Origin of the sequence: Pseudotabrizicola alkalilacus (genome assembly GCF_003443995.1) — a bacterium.
In the GTDB taxonomy this organism is placed as follows: domain Bacteria; phylum Pseudomonadota; class Alphaproteobacteria; order Rhodobacterales; family Rhodobacteraceae; genus Pseudotabrizicola; species Pseudotabrizicola alkalilacus.
The window spans coordinates 13,600-34,290 of sequence record NZ_QWEY01000001.1 but is presented as its reverse complement, the minus strand read 5'-3'; the positions used below and the strand labels follow the sequence as shown (position 1 = coordinate 34,290).

16 protein-coding genes and 1 tRNA gene are annotated in these 20,691 nt (G+C 60.3%); all 17 read right to left on the bottom strand.

The features are described from left to right. Positions 1-14: 14 nt before the first annotated feature. The 17 genes from rpsJ to D1012_RS00050 all read right to left on the bottom strand — a co-directional run bounded on the left by rpsJ (position 15) and on the right by D1012_RS00050 (position 20,614). A complete protein-coding gene (rpsJ, locus tag D1012_RS00130; RefSeq protein ID WP_023666234.1) occupies positions 15-323 on the bottom strand; it encodes a 30S ribosomal protein S10 in 309 nt (102 codons plus the stop codon). Positions 324-467: 144 nt separating this feature from the next. Continuing rightward, complete coding sequence (gene tuf / locus D1012_RS00125; protein WP_118149322.1) at positions 468-1,643, bottom strand: elongation factor Tu; 1,176 nt, start codon at positions 1,641-1,643, stop codon at positions 468-470. An 88-nt stretch (positions 1,644-1,731) separates the two neighbouring features. Continuing rightward, the gene (gene fusA, locus D1012_RS00120) at positions 1,732-3,855 is read right to left on the bottom strand and encodes an elongation factor G (RefSeq protein WP_118149334.1); all 2,124 of its coding nucleotides are present in this window, start codon (positions 3,853-3,855) and stop codon (positions 1,732-1,734) included. Positions 3,856-3,864: 9 nt separating this feature from the next. Continuing rightward, positions 3,865-4,335 carry a 30S ribosomal protein S7 gene (rpsG, locus tag D1012_RS00115; RefSeq protein WP_118149333.1) on the bottom strand — a complete coding sequence of 157 codons (471 nt, stop codon included), beginning with the start codon at positions 4,333-4,335 and terminating at the stop codon, positions 3,865-3,867. An 11-nt stretch (positions 4,336-4,346) separates the two neighbouring features. After that, positions 4,347-4,718: a 30S ribosomal protein S12 gene (gene rpsL / locus D1012_RS00110; RefSeq protein WP_103334339.1), complete on the bottom strand. Its 372-nt coding sequence runs from the start codon at positions 4,716-4,718 to the stop codon at positions 4,347-4,349. 277 nt (positions 4,719-4,995) lie between these two features. Further along, positions 4,996-5,874, bottom strand: coding sequence for a DMT family transporter (locus D1012_RS00105; RefSeq protein WP_233516969.1), 879 nt, complete (start codon positions 5,872-5,874; stop codon positions 4,996-4,998). 261 nt (positions 5,875-6,135) lie between these two features. Further along, a complete protein-coding gene (locus D1012_RS00100; protein ID WP_118149982.1) occupies positions 6,136-7,350 on the bottom strand; it encodes a metallochaperone AztD in 1,215 nt (404 codons plus the stop codon). A gap of 293 nt (positions 7,351-7,643) precedes the next feature. After that, on the bottom strand, positions 7,644-11,879 hold the full coding sequence (gene rpoC / locus D1012_RS00095; protein WP_118149332.1) for a DNA-directed RNA polymerase subunit beta': 4,236 nt from the start codon (positions 11,877-11,879) through the stop codon (positions 7,644-7,646). A 94-nt stretch (positions 11,880-11,973) separates the two neighbouring features. Further along, entirely contained in the window at positions 11,974-16,107 is a 4,134-nt protein-coding gene (gene rpoB, locus D1012_RS00090; protein WP_118149331.1) for a DNA-directed RNA polymerase subunit beta, read from the bottom strand. 239 nt (positions 16,108-16,346) lie between these two features. Beyond that, positions 16,347-16,721, bottom strand: coding sequence for a 50S ribosomal protein L7/L12 (gene rplL, locus D1012_RS00085; RefSeq protein WP_118149330.1), 375 nt, complete (start codon positions 16,719-16,721; stop codon positions 16,347-16,349). Positions 16,722-16,787: 66 nt separating this feature from the next. Next, positions 16,788-17,303, bottom strand: a complete 516-nt coding sequence (gene rplJ, locus D1012_RS00080; RefSeq protein ID WP_118149329.1) for a 50S ribosomal protein L10 — start codon at positions 17,301-17,303, stop codon at positions 16,788-16,790. A 230-nt stretch (positions 17,304-17,533) separates the two neighbouring features. Further along, positions 17,534-18,229 carry a 50S ribosomal protein L1 gene (gene rplA / locus D1012_RS00075; RefSeq protein ID WP_118149328.1) on the bottom strand — a complete coding sequence of 232 codons (696 nt, stop codon included), beginning with the start codon at positions 18,227-18,229 and terminating at the stop codon, positions 17,534-17,536. 5 nt (positions 18,230-18,234) lie between these two features. Then, positions 18,235-18,687, bottom strand: coding sequence for a 50S ribosomal protein L11 (rplK, locus tag D1012_RS00070; protein ID WP_118149327.1), 453 nt, complete (start codon positions 18,685-18,687; stop codon positions 18,235-18,237). Positions 18,688-18,803: 116 nt separating this feature from the next. Continuing rightward, positions 18,804-19,337 carry a transcription termination/antitermination protein NusG gene (nusG, locus tag D1012_RS00065; RefSeq protein ID WP_118149326.1) on the bottom strand — a complete coding sequence of 178 codons (534 nt, stop codon included), beginning with the start codon at positions 19,335-19,337 and terminating at the stop codon, positions 18,804-18,806. A 198-nt stretch (positions 19,338-19,535) separates the two neighbouring features. After that, positions 19,536-19,730 (bottom strand): preprotein translocase subunit SecE, encoded by a 195-nt coding sequence (gene secE, locus D1012_RS00060; protein WP_118149981.1) that lies wholly within the window; start codon positions 19,728-19,730, stop codon positions 19,536-19,538. A gap of 120 nt (positions 19,731-19,850) precedes the next feature. Beyond that, a tRNA-Trp gene (locus D1012_RS00055) sits at positions 19,851-19,926 on the bottom strand. A gap of 37 nt (positions 19,927-19,963) precedes the next feature. Continuing rightward, the gene (locus tag D1012_RS00050) at positions 19,964-20,614 is read right to left on the bottom strand and encodes a CatB-related O-acetyltransferase (protein ID WP_118149325.1); all 651 of its coding nucleotides are present in this window, start codon (positions 20,612-20,614) and stop codon (positions 19,964-19,966) included. Positions 20,615-20,691 lie beyond the last annotated feature (77 nt).

Sequence of the window (20,691 nt, the reverse complement as noted above, 5' to 3'; positions counted from 1 at the left end):
CTGTTTGTGCCCCCTTATACTTTGATTTCGACGTCAACGCCGGCAGCCAGGTCGAGCTTCATCAGCGCGTCCACGGTCTGCGGGGTCGGATCGACGATATCAAGAAGACGCTTGTGCGTGCGGATTTCCCACTGGTCACGCGACTTTTTGTCGATGTGCGGACCACGGAGAACCGTGAATTTCTCAATCTTGTTCGGCAGCGGGATCGGCCCGCGAACCTGTGCGCCTGTGCGTTTGGCCGTGTTGACGATTTCCTGGGTGCTGGCGTCCAGCACGCGGTAATCGAAGGCCTTCAGGCGAATGCGAATGGTCTGACCTTGCATTTCTTGTTCCTTCGGAACGTAGACGGGGCAACATGCCCGGCCCATAGGTTCACATTTGTGGATGGTCTGCGGCGCGCCCAGGGTATGGGCGCGCCGCGTGTCGTTATACTGTCATACCGCCTTTGGAAAGGCGATTCGTCAGCCTCAGGCGAGGATTTTCGAGACCACGCCTGCGCCGACGGTGCGGCCGCCTTCACGGATGGCGAAGCGCAGTTTTTCTTCCATCGCGATCGGGGCGATCAGTTCGACGTTGAACTTCAGGTTGTCACCCGGCATCACCATCTCGGTGCCTTCGGGCAGCTGGACCATGCCGGTCACGTCGGTCGTGCGGAAGTAGAATTGCGGACGGTAGTTCGCAAAGAACGGCGTGTGACGGCCGCCTTCTTCCTTGGTCAGGATATAGGCTTCGGCTTCGAACTTGGTGTGCGGGTTCACCGACTTCGGCTTGCACAGCACCTGGCCACGTTCCACGCCTTCACGGTCGATGCCGCGCAGCAGCACGCCGACGTTGTCGCCAGCCTCACCGCGGTCCAGCAGCTTGCGGAACATCTCGACGCCGGTGCAGACCGACTTCTTGGTGTCACGGATGCCGACGATTTCGACTTCGTCGCCGACGTTGATCACGCCACGTTCGACACGACCGGTCACAACCGTACCACGACCCGAGATCGAGAACACGTCTTCGATCGGCATCAGGAACGGCTGGTCCACGGCACGGGCCGGGGTCGGGATGTAGTCGTCAACGGCCTTCATCAGCGCACGCACCGAATCTTCGCCGATGTCCTTGCGCTCACCGATCATCGCCTGGTGGGCCGAGCCCTTGATGATCGGAATGTCGTCGCCCGGGTAGTCGTAGGACGAGAACAGCTCGCGGATTTCCATCTCGACCAGTTCGATCAGCTCTTCGTCATCAACAAGGTCAACCTTGTTCATGTAGCACACCATGTACGGAATGCCGACCTGACGGCCGAGCAGGATGTGCTCGCGGGTTTGCGGCATCGGGCCGTCGGACGCGGCACACACCAGAATGGCGCCATCCATCTGTGCAGCACCGGTGATCATGTTCTTCACATAGTCGGCGTGGCCGGGGCAGTCGACGTGCGCATAGTGGCGCGCTTCGGTCTCGTATTCCACGTGCGCGGTCGAGATCGTGATCCCACGCGCCCGCTCTTCCGGCGCGCCGTCGATCTGGTCATAGGCGCGGAAGTCACCAAAATACTTGGTGATCGCTGCCGTCAGCGTCGTCTTGCCGTGGTCAACGTGGCCAATCGTGCCAATGTTGACGTGCGGTTTGTTCCGTTCAAACTTTGCCTTTGCCATCTGGGCAACTCCTCATTCATGGGTCGGATGCGGCGGGGTCAACCCCGCCCTACGGGACTGGTAGGGCGGGGAGACCCCCGCCACACCGTTAAGCGTATTTCTTCTGAATCTCGTCCGAGATGTTCTGCGGAACCGCGTCGTAATGGTCGAACTCCATCGAGAACACGGCACGGCCCGAGGTCATCGAGCGCAGCGTGTTGATGTAGCCGAACATGTTCGCCAGCGGGACCATCGAAGAGATCACGTTGGCGTTGCCGCGGCTGTCCTGCCCGGTCACCATGCCCCGACGCGAGGTCAGGTCGCCGATGACGCCGCCGGTGTATTCTTCCGGGGTGACGACTTCGACTTTCATGATCGGTTCAAGCAGTTTCGCACCGGCTTTCTTCAGACCTTCGCGCATCGCGGCACGGGCCGCGATCTCAAAGGCCAGAACGCTGGAGTCAACATCGTGGTACGCGCCGTCAATCAGCGCCACCTTGAAGTCGATCACCGGGAAGCCCGCCAGCGGACCGGAGTCCATCACCGACTTGATGCCCTTTTCAACGCCAGGAATGTATTCCTTCGGCACCGAACCACCAACAACCTTGGCCTCGAACGAATAGCCTTCGCCCGGTTCCGTCGGCGAGATGATCAGCTTCACGCGCGCAAACTGACCCGTACCACCGGTCTGTTTCTTGTGCGTGTAGTCGATTTCATGCTCGCGCGAGATCGTTTCGCGATACGCCACCTGCGGCGCGCCGATGTTCGCCTCGACCTTGAACTCGCGACGCATACGGTCGACGAGGATGTCGAGGTGAAGTTCGCCCATGCCCTTCATGATAGTCTGGCCCGATTCAAGATCGGTTTCCACCCGGAAGGACGGGTCTTCGGCAGCCAGACGGGCAAGTGCGATGCCCATCTTTTCCTGGTCGGCCTTGGTCTTCGGTTCGACCGCGATCTCGATCACCGGGACCGGGAAGGTCATGGTCTCAAGAACGACAGGCTTTGCCGGATCACACAGCGTATCACCCGTGGTGGTTTCTTTCAGACCGCCAAGCGCAATGATATCACCGGCAAAAGCTTCGGCGATTTCTTCACGTTCGATGGCATGCATCATCATCATGCGGCCAACGCGCTCTTTGCGCTGCTTGGTCGCGTTCAGCATGCCGTCGCCCTTGGCCAGCTTGCCCGAATAGATCCGGGTAAAGGTCAGCGAGCCAACGAAGGGGTCGTTCATGATCTTGAAGGCCAGCGCCGAGAACGGCTGGTCGTCATCGGCCGAACGGGCGATGTTACGGGTTTCCGTCTCGTCACCCGGCGCAAAGCCCATGTAGGGCGGCACGTCGAGGGGCGAGGGCAGATAGTCGATCACAGCGTTCAGCAGCGGCTGCACGCCTTTGTTCTTGAACGACGAACCCGCCATCACCGGAATGAACTCGATGGCCAGCGTGCCCTTGCGGATCAGCTCGCGCAGCTTTTCCGGGGTAGGCTCAACGCCTTCCAGATAGGCTTCCATCGCTTCGTCATCCTGGCCCACTGCTGTTTCCAGCAGGTTCATGCGCCATTCGTCGGCTTCGTCTTTCAACTCGGCACGGATCGGCTGGCGGGTCCAGGACGCGCCCAGATCTTCGCCCTCGTAGGTCCACTCTTCCATGGTCACGAGGTCGATGATGCCTTCGAGCTTGTCTTCGGCGCCAATCGGCAGAACGATCGGAACAGCATTTGCCCCGGTCCGGTCCTTGATCATGCGCACGCATTTCATGAAGTCAGCGCCGGTCTTGTCCATCTTGTTGACGAACACGATCCGAGGAACCTTGTAGCGGTCAGCCTGACGCCACACGGTTTCGGTCTGCGGCTCAACCCCTGCGTTACCGTCCAACAGAACGACAGCGCCATCAAGAACGGCCAGCGAACGCTCGACTTCGATGGTGAAGTCAACGTGTCCGGGGGTGTCGATGATGTTGAAGCGGTATTTGTCTTTCGCAGCATGCGCCAGACCCGGATCAATGGTGCGTTCCCAGAACGTGGTGGTCGCAGCCGAGGTGATCGTGATCCCGCGCTCTTGCTCTTGCTCCATCCAGTCCATCGTTGCGGCGCCATCATGCACCTCACCGATTTTGTGGGATTTGCCTGTGTAGTACAGGATGCGCTCGGACGTGGTGGTCTTGCCGGCATCAATGTGAGCAATGATGCCGAAGTTACGATAGCGCTCAAGCGGATAGTCGCGTGCCATGTGGACCCCTTACCAGCGGTAGTGGCTGAACGCTTTGTTTGCGTCGGCCATCTTGTGGGTGTCTTCGCGCTTTTTGACGGCGGTGCCGCGGTTGTTCACCGCGTCCGACAGTTCAGCAGCCAGACGTTCTTCCATGGTGTTTTCGTTGCGCTTGCGGGCAGCGATGATCAGCCAGCGGATGGCCAGAGCTTCGCGGCGCTCGATGCGCACTTCGACCGGAACCTGATACGTGGCACCACCGACGCGGCGCGAACGCACTTCGACGGAAGGTTTCACGTTTTCCAGCGCTTCATGGAAAGCCTGGATCGGTTCGCGCTTCAGACGGGTTTCCACACGGGAAAGCGCGCCATAAACGATCGATTCTGCAACGGATTTCTTTCCGTCCAGCATCAGGTTGTTCATGAACTTGGTCAGAACCCGGTCACCATACTTGGCATCGGGGAGGATTTCGCGTTTTTCAGCGGCGTGACGACGAGACATGTTTCAAACCCTCACTTCGGACGCTTCGCGCCGTATTTCGAACGACGCTGACGACGATCTTTAACGCCCTGGGTATCCAGAACACCGCGCAGGATGTGGTAACGCACACCCGGAAGGTCTTTGATACGGCCGCCACGGATCAGAACCACAGAGTGTTCCTGAAGGTTGTGCTTTTCGCCGGGGATGTAGCAGATGACCTCAAAGCTGTTGGTCAGACGCACCTTGGCGACTTTCCGCATAGCCGAGTTCGGCTTCTTCGGGGTGGTGGTGTAAACGCGGGTACAAACACCGCGCTTCTGGGGGCAACCTTCCAAGTGCTGCGACTTGGACTTGCGCACGTTAGGCTCCCGCGGTTTGCGGATGAGCTGCTGAATAGTCGGCATTCACGTTCCTCGTGTTGCTGTCAATACTCGCCCCGAACCTCGGGGCACTGCTTCTCGACGTGTGCCATGCGCGAATCGCAAAGCACAAAACCGCAATCATCCCCAGCGCAGGGATGACGCGGTGGACTTTCAGAGGATCGGGGTTTTTGACCCGGATCTTGACCACATCAAGCATTCTGGCTCCGAAATGCCGATCTCTCCGCATGTCAGATTAGCGGGCGTATAGGGGGAGTCGCATGGGATGTCAACAGCAGCACCCTTGCTGCACAGGGCCGGGTCAGGTCAGACGGGCCCTGACCTTGCGCTCGCGCCACAGGGTAAAGATGCCCGTCGCCACCACCAGCCCCGCCCCGAACAGGGTCAGCGGGTCCGGTAGGGTGCCAAAGGCCAGCCAGCCCAGAAAGATCGCCCAGATCAGCGCCGTATAGCGGAACGGGGCGACAAAGCTGATATCGCCGACCCGCATCACCATGACCGAGAACAGATAGCCGATCACCAGCGCCACCGCCGCCGCCACCACCAGCACCCCCTGCCCCTTGTCCAACGGCACCCAGCCGGTCCCCAGACTGGCCAGCGCCGCCACGCCCGTCACCGCCGCCGAGGCCCAGACCGCCACCATCACCGAGGGCACCGCCCGGCTGACCGAGCGTGCGGCAAGGTCGCGCACCAGCACAAAGGCGACCGACGCAAGCCCCATCAGCGACCAGACGTCAAATCCCTGCGGTCCGGGGCGGATGATGATCAGCACTCCGGCAAAGCCGATCAGAATCGCCGTCATCCGCCGCCAGCCAATCGTTTCCTTGAAGATCAGCGCCGCCGCCAGCGTCACCGCAAGCGGCAGCGCCTGCATGATCGCCGACAGGTTGGCCAGCGGCATATGCACCAGCGCCGCCAGAAACAGCACCGTCGACGCCACTTCGGCCGCACAGCGGATGCCGATCATTACCCCGTCACGCCGGGGCAGTCGCGGCTTCCACTGACCCAGTGCAATCGCCAGCCCGATCAGCCCCAGCAGCGTCAGCCCGCCCCGCATCGCAATCGTCTGAAACAGCGGCACATCCTGTGTCAGCGTTTTCATCGCGGTGTCGTTCAGCGTAAACGCCGCCATCGCCACCATCATATAGACCGCGCCACGCGCGTTGTCGGAAAGCTGCATCCCGGTCTCCTGCCCTGCCAGATGCTTAGGCCGCAGCGCATCCGGCGGAAAGGGGCAGAGATGTGATGGATACAATCTGCATCACGGGTCAGGGCAAGTTCTGGTGGCAGCCAACCCAGCGTCAGAATCATGTCGTCGGGCCAAGATGAAACCTTGTGGCAGTCATCCCGCCGACAATGACACGCCTGTGCGGCGCGCAAAGGCGGCATGCAAAAGGGGGCGGGACTCCGGTCCCGCCCCCTCAGTCTGCCAGCCGTGCGCTTAGTGTGTAGCGCCGGAACCGCCGACGGCGGTGATGGTATAAGGCACACCTTCAACCGGGATAGTGCGCACTTCGGTCAGTGTCTCGGTCGAGATCAGCCGCACCAGTCCCTGCAACGGATCAGTGATGGCAATATGATCCCCCGCCACCGCCAGACGCGGGCGCGGGTCGCGCCAATGGCCATCCATCGAATAGGGTTCGGTCACCCTCACGCTCTGGGTGATCTTGCCGGACAGGACATCCAGCAGGTGCAGCTGGCCGTCTTCGGTCAGGATATAGGCGTTGCGGGCAATCGCCGGATCAAGCGCGAAATCCACCCGGCGGGTCGGCAGATCAATCTTGCGGAACGGAGCCGCGCTGCCCGGCTCGATCAGCACCACGGCATCGCTGCCGTAATTGCCCAGAAAGAACTGCAGCGCCGTGCCGCCTTTGAGCGTCGAGACATTGCCCTCGCCCAGCTCTGCCGTCGGCACATGCTCCAGCACCGGCGCTGCGCCGCCCTGACCCGGAGTCGCGATCACCACGCCATCCTTGCAGCCAAAGGCAAAGACCCGCGCCGATTGCGCCTGCCCATGGACAGCGGGGCAGTTCACCACCTCTCCGACCTGCGCACCGGCCTTGTCGATCACCTTCAGCCCGACACGCGGCTGTTCGGGGTCTTCATGCGGCACCGACACCACCAGATAGTCGCCCATCGGGGCCGCCAACCCGTGATGCGCCGCCCCCGGCGACAGCATCACCGGCGCAAAGCTGCCGTCCAGCAGCGTGCTTTCCGCAAACAGCGTCACATCGCCGGTGCCGTCGTCAAACAGCGCAATCTGGCCGGAGCCTTCGACCACATGTGCAGGCTTGGTGCCAGTCAGCACCAGATCCAGCAGCGCCGGGTCGGTCACCATGATGTCCGCATGATCACCGTGATCTTCCAGCGCGATGCCGGTGTCGATCACCGCCACCTTGCCCACGTCGCCCTGCACCGCAAACAGAGTGCGACCACTGGCGCTCGGGGTCAGCGCCGGGGTCATGTCGATCTCGAACGCTGCCAGAGCCTCGCCGCTCTCGGCATCAATCGCGCGGACGATCCCTTCGGCATGATCGCCAACGAACAGCCGGTAATGGCTTTCCGCGTCGTCATGCGCCATGGCCCCGCCCGTCGCCAGAACAGTCACGGCGGCAGAGGCCCAGAGTCGTGTCGTTACAGATGATATGCAGGTCATACCCACCTCCGGTTTTGTCATTACCCGGTTTAGTTATAGTATAACATTGCGCTTCGCCAGAGGCGATTTCCCCATGAGTGGCCATCCGCATCCCACCCGCCCAAAGGCGACGGCCCGGAAACAGACACCTCAACGCCCACAGTGCAGGTGTGAGAGTGTAAACAATGCGTTAATCCCGCAGAGTCAACACATTGTTTTTGCTTGATTTCGCATCTTGTAACACAGGGGGAAGAACGAAAAACCCCCGCCAGCATCACTGCGGGCGGGGGCTTGAGTTTCAAAGAAACCGGGGCTTAGTCGCGGCTCTCGAACGGGTCAACCAGACCAGGCGCCTTTTCCATCACGTCCTCCATCGGAGCGGCCAGAGCAGCGGCCTGTTCAGCCTCCCCCCGACGCGCCTCGATCACATCGGTATCCCGATCGGCCGCGATCTTCTTGACCTTGCTGGTGGCCCCGCCGGTGCCCGCCGGGATCAACCGGCCGACGATGACGTTCTCTTTCAGACCGACCAGTTTGTCGCGCTTGCCCTGAACCGAAGCCTCGGTCAGCACCCGCGTGGTTTCCTGGAACGACGCGGCCGAGATGAACGACCGGGTCTGAAGCGACGCCTTGGTGATCCCCAACAGCACAGGTTCGGCTTTCGCCTCGCGCATGCCACGGTTGCGGGCCTTCAGGTTCTCTTCGTCCAGCTCGATCTTTTCGACCTGCTCCCCTTTCAGCAGCGTGGTGTCGCCGCTTTCCAGGATCTCCAGCTTTTGCAGCATCTGGCGAACGATCACCTCGATGTGCTTGTCGTTGATCTTCACGCCCTGCAGACGGTAAACATCCTGCACTTCGTCGATCATGTAGTTCGCCAGCGCCTCGACACCCATGATGCGCAGGATGTCGTGCGGAGCGGGGTTGCCGTCCATGATGTAGTCGCCCTTCTGGACAAAGTCACCTTCCTGAACAGGAATGTGCTTGCCCTTGGGGATCATGTATTCAACCGCTGTCATCGTCTCATCGACGGGTTCAACCGTGATGCGGCGCTTGTTCTTGTAGTCTTTGCCAAAGCGGACGTAGCCATCCATTTCGGCGATGATCGCGTGATCCTTCGGACGACGGGCTTCGAACAATTCGGCCACGCGGGGAAGACCCCCGGTGATGTCCTTGGTCTTGGCACCTTCGCGCGGGATCCGCGCCACCACGTCACCGGGTTTGATATCCTGCTGGTCTTCGACCGACAGGATCGCATCCACCGACATCGGATAGCTGATCGGATTGCCATTCTCGCCACGCACCGGCTCGCCGGTTGCCGGGTCCATGATGATGACTTCCGGCTTCAGATCATTGCCCTTGGGCGCAGAGCGCCAGTCGGACACGATCTTCTGGGTCATGCCGGTCGCATCATCGGTGTCTTCGCGGACCGAGATCCCCGAGACCAGATCGACAAACTTCGCCACACCGCCCTTTTCGGCGATGATCGGCAGGGTATAGGGGTCCCATTCAAACAGCTTGGCGCCACGCTTGACCTCGGCCCCGTCCTTGACGTGGATTTTGGAGCCGTAAGTGATCTTGTGAACCGCACGTTCCTGACCGGCCTCGTCGATGATCGCAATCGACATGTTCCGGCCCATCACGATCAGCTCACCATTCGCGTTTTCCAGCAGGTTGGCGTTGCGGAACTCGATCTTGCCCTCCTGGCTGGCTTCCAGGAACGACTGCTGGCCACCCTGCGCAATGCCGCCGATGTGGAAGGTCCGCATCGTCAGCTGTGTGCCCGGTTCGCCGATAGACTGCGCGGCGATGATGCCGACAGCCTCACCCTGGTTCACCAGAGTACCACGGGCAAGGTCACGCCCATAACACATGGCGCAGACGCCCTCTTCCGCTTCACAGGTCAGCGGCGAACGGATGCGCATGACCGCAACCCCGGCCTGATCAATCAGGTCGGCGCGGCGCTCGTCGATCAGCTCACCAGCAGCCACCAGCACCTCATCGGTGCCGGGAACCAGCACGTCATCGGCCGAAACGCGGCCAAGAACGCGGTCTGCAAGGGTCTGGATCACTTCACCATCGTTGACGGCGGCTTGTGCCGTGATCGCCCGGTCGGTGCCACAATCATGGGCCCGCACGATGCAATCTTGGGCCACATCCACCAGACGGCGGGTGAGGTAACCGGAGTTTGCCGTTTTCAACGCGGTGTCCGACAGACCCTTGCGGGCGCCGTGGGTCGAGTTGAAGTATTCAAGAACGGTCAGACCTTCCTTGAAGTTCGAGATGATCGGCGTTTCGATGATCGCGCCGTTTGGCTTCGACATCAGACCGCGCATCCCGCCCAGCTGTTTCATCTGGCTGACCGAACCACGCGCACCGGAGTGGGCCATCATGTAGACCGAGTTCGGTTCCTGTTCGGCGCCATCAGCGTCGTACCGGGGGGCCGAGATCGTGGACATCATGGCTTCGGTCAGCTTGTCGTTACACTTCGACCAGGCATCGACAACCTTGTTGTACTTTTCGCCCTGAGTGATCAGGCCGTCCATGTACTGTTGTTCGAATTCCTTCACCTGATCGCGAACTTCGCCGACGATATCCCACTTGTTTTCGGGGATCAGCATGTCGTCCTTGCCGAACGAGATCCCGGCCTTGAACGCCTCGCGGAAGCCCATGGTCATGATCTGGTCACAGAAGATGACCGACTCTTTCTGACCGCAATAGCGGTAGACGGTGTCGATAACGTTCTGCACGTCTTTTTTCCGCAGCAGGCGGTTGACCAGATCGAACGGAGCCTTGGCGTTCAGGGGCAGCAAGTTGCCCAGACGCAGACGGCCGGGTGTGGTTTCAAAGCGCTTCCACACTTCGTTGCCATGCTCGTCAATCTGCTTGATGCGCGCCTGAATCTTGGCGTGCAGGTGGACGGCACCGGCGGCGAGGGCGTGTTCGACCTCATCCACGTTGGTGAACATCATGCCTTCGCCAACCATGCCTTTGCGTTCCATGGTCGTGTAGTACAGACCAAGGACCATATCCTGCGACGGCACGATGATTGGCGCGCCGTTGGCGGGCGACAGCACGTTGTTGGTCGACATCATCAGAACGCGCGCTTCCAGCTGGGCTTCCAGCGAGAGCGGCACGTGAACGGCCATCTGGTCACCGTCGAAGTCGGCGTTAAAGGCCGAGCAGACCAGCGGGTGCAGCTGAATAGCCTTGCCTTCGATCAGGATCGGTTCAAACGCCTGAATGCCCAGACGGTGCAGCGTCGGCGCCCGGTTCAGCAGAACCGGGTGTTCGCGGATCACCTCATCCAGAATATCCCAGACCTCGGGACGCTCTTTCTCGACCAGCTTTTTCGCCTGCTTCACGGTGCTGGAAAGACCCTTGGCCTCCAGCCGCGAATAGATGAACGGCTTGAACAGTTCGAGCGCCATCTTTTTCGGCAGACCGCACTGGTGCAGTTTCAGTTCCGGCCCGGTCACGATGACCGAACGGCCCGAGAAGTCGACGCGCTTGCCGAGCAAGTTCTGACGGAACCGGCCCTGCTTGCCCTTGAGCATGTCGGACAGCGATTTCAGCGGGCGCTTGTTGGTGCCGGTGATGACACGGCCACGACGGCCGTTGTCGAAAAGCGCATCCACAGCTTCCTGCAGCATCCGCTTTTCGTTGCGCACGATGATATCGGGCGCACGCAACTCGATCAGCCGTTTCAGACGGTTGTTGCGGTTGATGACGCGGCGATACAGGTCGTTAAGGTCGGACGTCGCAAAGCGGCCGCCATCCAGCGGCACCAGCGGGCGCAGTTCCGGCGGGATCACTGGCAGAACGGTCAGCACCATCCACTCCGGGCGGTTGCCGGATTCGAGGAAGCTCTCGACGATCTTCAGACGCTTGATGATCTTTTTCGGCTTCAGCTCGCCGGTCGCCTCTTTCAGCTCTTCACGAAGCGTGTCAGCGGTCTGTTCCAGATCAATCGCGGCCAGCATTTCGCGGATCGCTTCGGCACCGATATTGGCGGTGAACGCGTCAGCGCCGTACTGGTCCTGCGCGTCGAGGAAATCTTCCTCGGTCATCAGCTGACCATAGGTCAGGTCAGTCAGACCCGGCTCGATCACCACGTAGTTTTCAAAGTACAGAATGCGTTCCAGATCGCGCAGCGTCATGTCCAGCATCAGGCCGATGCGGCTTGGCAGCGATTTCAGGAACCAGATGTGCGCGACGGGTGCCGCCAGTTCGATATGGCCCATCCGCTCGCGGCGGACCTTTTGCAGCGTGACTTCCACACCGCATTTTTCGCAGACAACGCCGCGATATTTCATGCGCTTGTATTTGCCGCACAGGCATTCGTAATCCTTGATCGGGCCAAAGATACGCGCGCAGAACAGACCGTCGCGTTCAGGCTTGAACGTGCGGTAGTTGATGGTTTCGGGCTTTTTGATCTCACCGAACGACCACGACAGAATCCGCTCTGGCGAGGCCAGAGAGATCTTGATCTCGTCAAAGGTCTTGACGGGCGCAACCGGGTTGAACGGGTTGGTGCTGAGTTCCTGGTTCATTTCAATTCCTGAGAATAAGGGCGGCGGGGGAAGGTGCAGGGCGGGGTGAACCCCGCCCTACCGAGTGATTGCTGGGGAATGCCCCAACCCTCGCTCACTCTTCCTCCGCATCCAGGAGTTCCATGTTGAGGCCCAAACCGCGGACCTCTTTGACGAGAACGTTGAACGATTCTGGCACGCCAGCTTCGAAATTGTCCTCGCCTTTGACGATGCTTTCATAGACCTTGGTCCGGCCGGCCACGTCATCCGACTTGACCGTCAGCATCTCTTGCAGGGTATAGGCGGCGCCGTAAGCTTCCAGAGCCCAGACCTCCATCTCCCCAAGACGCTGACCACCGAACTGCGCCTTACCACCCAGCGGCTGCTGCGTGACGAGCGAGTACGGTCCGGTCGAACGGGCGTGCAGCTTGTCATCGACAAGGTGGTGCAGCTTGAGCATGTATTTCACGCCCACTGTCACCTTGCGCTGGAACTGCTCACCCGAGCGGCCATCGAACACCACGGACTGGCCGGACGTATCGAACCCGGCGCGGATCAGCGCGTCGTTCACGTCCAATTCCTTGGCCCCGTCGAACACCGGCGTGGCAATCGGCACGCCTTTGGTCACGTTGCCTGCCAGCTCCAGCAGATCATCGTCGTTGCGGTCCTCAAAGGCTTCGGCATAGGTCTCGTCGCCATAAGCGATGCGCATGGCTTCCTTCACCGGGGTCATGTCACCATTGCGGCGATACTCTTTCAGAGCCTCGTCGATCTGCTGACCCAGACCGCGCGCGGCCCAGCCCATGTGGGTTTCAAGGATCTGCCCGACGTTCATCCGCGACGGAACCCCAAGCGGGTTCAGCACGAGGTCAACGGCGGTGCCATCGGCCAGGAACGGCATGTCTTCGATCGGAACAACCTTGGAGATAACCCCTTTGTTGCCGTGACGACCGGCCATCTTGTCGCCCGGTTGCAGCTTGCGCTTCACCGCGACGAACACTTTGACCATCTTCATCACGCCCGGAGGCAGATCGTCGCCGCGACGGACCTTTTCGACCTTGTCCTCAAAGCGGTGCTCAAGAGCGCGCTTCTGGGCTTCGTACTGGTCGTGCAAGGCTTCGACATCCTTGGCCTCGGCTTCTTCGCTCAGGGCAAGCTGCCACCACTGGCCGCGCGACAGCGTGCCCAGCAGTTCGTCGTCGATGGTCGAGCCCGATTTGATGCCTTTCGGGCCTTTGACAGCCGTCTTGCCGGTGATCAGGGTCTTGAGGCGCGAATAGATGTTGCGCTCCAGAATGGTCAGCTCGTCGTCGCGGTCACGGGCCAGACGTTCGACTTCTTCACGCTCGATCTGCAGCGCGCGTTCGTCCTTGTCGACGCCGTGACGGTTGAACACCCGCACTTCGACGATGGTTCCATAAGCCCCCGGCGGCAGACGCAGCGAGGTATCGCGCACGTCAGACGCTTTTTCACCAAAGATGGCGCGCAGCAGCTTTTCTTCCGGCGTCATCGGCGATTCACCCTTGGGGGTGATCTTGCCGACCAGAATGTCGCCCGGCTGCACTTCGGCACCGATGTAGACGATGCCAGCCTCGTCGAGGTTGCGCAGCGCTTCTTCACCGACGTTCGGAATGTCGCGGGTGATTTCCTCTGGCCCCAGTTTCGTATCGCGGGCTGCGACTTCGTATTCCTCGATGTGGATCGAGGTGAACACGTCGTCACGCAGGATGCGCTCCGAAATCAGGATCGAGTCTTCGTAGTTGTAGCCGTTCCACGGCATGAACGCGACGATCACGTTCCGGCCAAGGGCCAGTTCGCCAAAGTCGGTGCAGGGGCCATCTGCGATGACCTGAGCGCGTTCCACCGTATCGCCCACCTTCACCAGCGGACGCTGGTTGATGCAGGACGACTGGTTCGACCGTTTGAACTTGCGCAGACGGTAGATGTCCACACCCGGCTCACCCGGTTCCAGCATTTCGGTTGCACGCACAACGATACGGGTTGCGTCAACCTGGTCGATGATGCCCGAGCGACGGGCCATGATGGCCGCACCAGAGTCACGCGCCACAACCGCTTCAATCCCGGTGCCCACAAACGGAGCATCGGCCTGCAGCAGCGGAACCGCCTGACGTTGCATGTTCGAACCCATCAGGGCGCGGTTGGCGTCGTCGTTTTCAAGGAACGGGATCAAGGATGCCGCAACCGAGACCAGCTGTTTCGGCGACACGTCGATCAGGTCGATCGCATCCGGCGGGTTCAGCATGAATTCCCCGGCCTTCCGGCTGGAGATCAGGTCATCGGTGAAGCGACCTTCGGAGTCCTGTGCCGCGTTTGCCTGAGCAACCGTGTGGCGCATTTCTTCGGTCGCCGACATATAGATCACCTCATCGGTCACCTTGTTGTCGATCACCTTGCGATAGGGTGTCTCGATGAAGCCGTACTTGTTCACGCGGGCAAAGGTGGCCAGCGAGTTGATCAGACCGATGTTCTGACCTTCGGGCGTTTCAATCGGGCACATCCGGCCATAGTGGGTCGGGTGAACGTCGCGCACTTCAAAGCCAGCACGCTCACGGGTCAAACCGCCAGGCCCAAGCGCCGAAAGACGACGTTTGTGGGTGACTTCCGACAGCGGGTTGGTTTGGTCCATGAACTGCGACAGCTGCGACGAGCCGAAGAATTCGCGCACCGCAGCCGCAGCCGGTTTGGCGTTGATCAGGTCTTGCGGCATGATCGTGTCGATTTCCACCGACGACATACGTTCCTTGATCGCGCGCTCCATGCGGAGCAGCCCGACGCGGTACTGGTTTTCCATCAGCTCGCCGACCGAGCGCACCCGGCGGTTGCCGAGGTGGTCGATGTCGTCGATCTCGCCCTTGCCATCACGCAGTTCGGTCAGCGCCTTGATGCAGGCAATGATGTCGTCGCGGTCCAGCGTGCGCTGGGTATCGGGCTTGCCCAGATCCAGACGCATGTTCATCTTGACCCGGCCAACCGCGGACAGGTCATAACGGTCCTTGTCAAAGAACAGCGTATCGAACAGCTGGCTTGCCGCTTCAACGGTTGGCGGCTCGCCCGGACGCATCACGCGGTAGATATCCATGAGCGCGGTGTCGCGGCCCATGTTCTTGTCGGCAGCCATGGTGTTGCGGATGTAGGGGCCGACGTTGACGTTGTCGATGTCGAGCACCGGAATCTCGGTGATGCCCTGATCCAGCAGCACCTTGACGCTGCCGCCTTTGACTTCGCCGTCGCGGTCCAGTTCCCAGGTCAGTTCGTCGCCGGCCTCGGCCCAGATCTCGCCGGTTTCTTCGTTGATCGTGTCTTTGGCGATATAGCGGCCAAGGATATGGTCAAACGGCACCAGAAGTTCGGTGATCTCACCGTCATCCACCCACTTTTTCACCATCCGCGGCGTGGCTTTTTCACCTGCCTTCAGGATGACTTCGCCCGTGGCGGCATCGACCAGGTCAAACGTCGGACGGGTGCCGCGCACACGTTCAGGGAAGAACTTGGTGACCCAACCTTTGTTCTTGAGGTATTTGTAATTCACGGTGTTGTAGTAAGCATCCATGATCGCTTCCTGATCCAGCCCAAGGGCGTAGAGCAGGGTGGTCACCGGCAGCTTCCGGCGGCGGTCAATGCGCGAGAACACGATATCTTTGGCGTCGAACTCAAAATCCAGCCACGAGCCGCGATACGGGATGATGCGGCAGGCAAACAGCAATTTGCCCGACGAATGGGTTTTTCCCTTGTCGTGGTCAAAGAACACGCCCGGCGAACGGTGCATCTGGGACACGATCACGCGCTCGGTGCCGTTCACGATGAACGTGCCGTTGCTGGTCATCAGGGGCATGTCGCCCATGTAGACGTCTTGTTCCTTGATGTCCTTGACCGACCGTGCCCCGGTGGTCTCATCCACATCAAACACGATCAGACGCAGCGTCACCTTCAGCGGTGCCGCATAGGTCATGTCACGCTGCTGGCATTCGTCAACGTCATACTTCGGCTTTTCCAGCTCGTATTTCACGAATTCCAGAACGGCCGTTTCATTGAAGTCCTTGATCGGGAACACCGACTGGAACGTGCCCTGAATACCTTCGCCATCCGAAGGTTTCGGGCCCTCGCCCGAGTTCAGGAATAGATCGTATGAGGATTTCTGAACCTCGATCAGGTTCGGCATCTCCAGAACTTCACGGATCTTGCCATAATAGCGGCGGATGCGTTTCTGGCCTACATAAGCTTGCGCCATGCTTGTCGTCACCTTTTTTTCTCGTGTCGCTGGCGAATGGCCGTCGGGCCACGGGCACTCGCCGCTGGCGAAGGAGGGTTGGCTCTATTCATGCGATCCGTCCCGTAGGACCGCTCCCGAGCCGCGCCGCACCTGGAAAGGGGTTTTCAAAAAAACACCTTTCAAGACGCGTTTGACTGGGGACGGATTGCTCCATCCCCAGTCGGAAATCATCGTTGCGGTGTGACCCGCAAGCGCGATTACTTCAGCTCGACCTTGGCGCCAGCTTCTTCCAGCTTCTTTTTGAAGCCTTCTGCGTCAGCTTTGGTCACAGCTTCTTTCACTTTGCCGCCGGCTTCGACCAGATCCTTGGCTTCTTTGAGGCCCAGGCCGGTGATGGTGCGAACTTCTTTGATCACGTTGATCTTGTTCGGGCCAGCGTCGGTCAGGACGACGTCGAATTCGGTCTGCTCTTCAACCGGAGCTGCAGCAGCAGCCGGACCAGCAGCCATCATGACAGCGCCACCAGCAGCTGGCTCGATGCCATAGGTGTCTTTCAGGATGGTTTTCAGTTCCTGAGCCTGCAGCAGGGTCAGGCCAACGATTTCTTCGGCGAGTTTGTTCAGATCAGCCATTTTTTCATTCCGTTAATAAAGATGGGGTTCCAACGACGTGAGATCAACCCACGCGAGACGCGAAGATCAGGCCGCAGCCTTTTCTTCGATGGTCGACAGGATGCTTGCGATGTTCGAAGCAGGCGCGCCAATCGCACCAGCGATGTTCGCAGCAGGAGCACCGATGCACGACACGATCTGAGCGATAAGCTCTTCGCGCGACGGCATGGAAGCCACGGCTTTGACACCAGCCTGGTCCAGAACGTCATTGCCCATAGCGCCGCCGAGGATCACGAACTTGTCGTTCGCCTTGGCATAAGCTTCGGTCACCTTCGCCGCAGCGACAGGATCTTCCGAGTAGGCAAGTACGGTCATACCCGTCAGAAGGTCACCCATTTTAGAACCGGGTTTGCCTTCAAGGGCGATCTTGGCGAGCTTGTTCTTGGCAACGCGAACGGACCCACCTACTTCGCGCATTTTTGCGCGCAGGTCCTGCATCTGTTTAACCGTCATTCCCGCGTAGTGAGCAATCACCACAACGCCAGAGCTTTCGAAGATCTGGCCGAGTTCCTCGACCACTTTCTCTTTCTGGGCTCTATCCACAGTTTCACTCCAAGTATGGGGGTCTCCCCCCGGCTCAAGTTGGCCCCGATGGTCTGGGGCATTCGGGTCCGCGAAGGGTTCCGTAGGCCAAGATCACCCGAGGGCGATTTTCGTCTCGTTCCCCATCTCAGGCAGGAAAATTAAGGCCTGATGGCCACCCACCGTCTCGGACAGGACCGGGCGTTGCCGCCCGGTCATCCCTTCCCCGAAGGGTCGGGAATTCAGATCCCTCAGGCCGAAGCCGAGGTCAGGTCCACGGCAACGCCGGGGCCCATGGTCGAAGACAGCGACACCTTTTTCAGGTAAGCGCCTTTTGCACCGGTCGGGCGGGCCTTGGCCACGGCATCAACGAAAGCGCGGACGTTTTCGGCCAGCTTGGCCTCATCGAACGACACTTTGCCGATACCCGCGTGGATCACGCCGGCTTTTTCGACCTTGAACTGCACTTCGCCGCCTTTGGCAGCTTCGACAGCGGTTTTCACGTCCATCGTCACCGTGCCGACCTTTGGGTTCGGCATCAGGTTGCGCGGGCCCAGGATCTTGCCCAGACGGCCAACGATCGGCATCATGTCCGGCGTTGCGATGCAACGGTCGAACTCGATCTTGCCGGACTGGATGGTTTCCATCAGGTCTTCGGCGCCGACGATGTCTGCACCGGCGGCTTTGGCTTCGTCAGCCTTGGCGCCACGGGCGAACACGGCGACGCGCACGGTCTTGCCGGTGCCGTTCGGCAGCTGGACCACACCGCGGACCATCTGGTCAGCGTGGCGCGGGTCAACGCCAAGGTTCATCGCGATTTCGATGGTCTCATCAAACTTGGCCGAGGCGGCTTTCTTGATCAGCGCCACAGCGTCCTCAACGGACACCATGTTCTTGCCGTCAAACAGAGCGCGGGCGGCGGCGGTACGTTTTGCAACTTTTGCCATGATGATCAGCCCTTCACTTCGATGCCGCAGGAGCGGGCGGAGCCCAGGATGATCTGCATCGCCGCTTCGATCGAATTGGCGTTCAGGTCTTTCATCTTGGTTTCGGCGATCTGGCGGATCTGTGCCACGCTCACCTTGCCAGCCACCATATGGCCCGGCTTGACCGAACCCTTGGCGCGGTTACGCTTGCCAACCGGCGGCAGGCCAGCAGCCTGCTTCAGCAGGAACGAGGCCGGAGCCGTCTTGAATTCCAGGCTGAACGACTTGTCCTGGTAATAGGTGATGATCACGGGCGTCGGGGTGCCGGGGGTGATTTCAGCGGTCTTGGCGTTGAACTCTTTGACAAACGCCATGATGTTCAGGCCGCGCTGACCCAGCGCCGGACCGACCGGCGGGGATGGGTTCGCTTGGCCCGCTTTGACTTGCAGCTTCAGGCTGCCGATAATCTTCTTGGCCATCTGGCCTCTCCTTTATCACTGCGCCTGCCCCCGATTGGACAAGTGGCGCGGTTTAGTGGTTCGGTCCGTCACCCCGTCAGAAACTGACAAAGGCGCTCGCCTCCCACGCGCTACACTCAGAGTCCTTTGGTGACCTGAGTGAATTCCAGTTCGACCGGGGTCGCGCGGCCAAAGATCGACACAGACACCTTCAGGCGGCTGTGCTCTTCATCCACGTCCTCGACCATCCCGTCAAAGCCCTCGAACGGGCCATCGGTCACCTTGACCTTTTCGCCCACGTCAAAGCGGATCAGGTTGCGCGGCGCAGCCTCTCCCTCTTCGACACGGTTCAGGATCTGGTTCACTTCCGAATCCCGCATCGGCATCGGCTTGCCCTGCGGACCCAGGAAGCCGGTGACCCGGTTGATCGACGAGATCAGATGATAGCCCTTGTTGGTCATCTCCATCCGCACCAGCACATAGCCGGGCATGAAGCGCCGCTCGGACGTCACCTTCTTGCCACGACGAACCTCGATCACCTCTTCGGTGGGGACCATGACTTCGTCGATTTCCTCGCCCAGACCCGCCTCAGCCACGGCCGTCTTGATCTGTTCGGCAACTTTCTTCTCGAAATTCGAGAGAACGCTTACCGAATACCACCGCTTGGCCATGCCCGTTTCACCTTGTCTGCCCAGACGCCGCAACGCCCGAAATTCATGTATTTCCAACGACTTACGCGAAACGCTCGCCGCCTCGAAGGAACAAAAAACAGCGCGCAACACGAATCATTGCGCGCCGGACTGCCCTTGAACAGGGGGCCGAATACCGCCCCCGGCCTTGGAATTCAAGGGCTAAGCCACTTGCAGCGATCAGAATGCGGTAAGAACCGCCGCCAGACCCGTGCGGATGCCCAGGTCGACAAGGCTGAAGAACGTGGCGGTCAGGGCGGCCATGATGAACACCATGATCGTGGTCAGCACCACCTCGCGCCGGGTGGGCCAGACCACCTTGGCCACTTCGCCGCGCACCTGCTGAACAAACTGAAGGGGGTTGGTCTTTGCCATGTGCTGTCCGGTCATCCTGATTTCCTGGCCCAGATACGCGCTCGGCCCGGCGAATTCAAGCCGGAACCGCATCACCCCTCACCAGCCGAAGCGGCAAAGGCGTGTCATGCGTCTGGGAAATGGCAGGGGCAGCAGGGCTTGAACCCGCGACCTACGGTTTTGGAGACCGTCGCTCTACCAACTGAGCTATACCCCTATCCTGCGCGGTGGGTTACGGCAGGACTGTGCGCCCGTCAAGGGGCAAACGCGCCTTCCACTGCGTCGATATCGGCCCCGATCAGGGCTGGCACCGCGGCCCGGATGCGATCCAGCGGTTGATCCCACCACGCCAGAGCAGTCAGCCGCGCAATCACCTTGGGCGCAAAGCGCAGGCGCAGCACGCGGGCCGGGTTACCGGCCACGATGGCATAATCGGGCACATCGCGCGCCACCACAGCCCCCGCCCCGACGATCACACCATGGCCCAAGGTGACCCCCGGCAGAATCAGCGCGCCATGCCCGATCCAGACATCATGGCCGATGGTGGTATCCGGCAGGCCCACAAAGCTGTCGCGGTAGGCGGCCAGCGTCTCGCGGTCAAAGACGCCAAACGGATAGGTGGTAAACCCGTCCATCGCGTGATTGGCCGAAGCGGTGATAAAGCGCGCGCCATGCGCAATCTGGCAGAACCGCCCGATCGTCAGACGCTCTGGCGCGCCGGGGTAGAGATATGGGGCCAGATGCGCCGCCCAATCCTGCGGCGGGGCAAAGTCATTGGCATAACTATGGTCGCCGATACTGATGTTCGGGTGATCAATCACCCGGTTCAGATGCACCATATCAGAATGGATGCGGCCATCGGGAAACACCAGCGGATGCGTGGCGTGCGGGTTCAGGAACGGCATGGAGTGCCCCTTTCAGACTGATACGTTTTGAACAACGGGTCAGGCAGTCAGGTCCATGTCATCCTCCATCAGCTTTG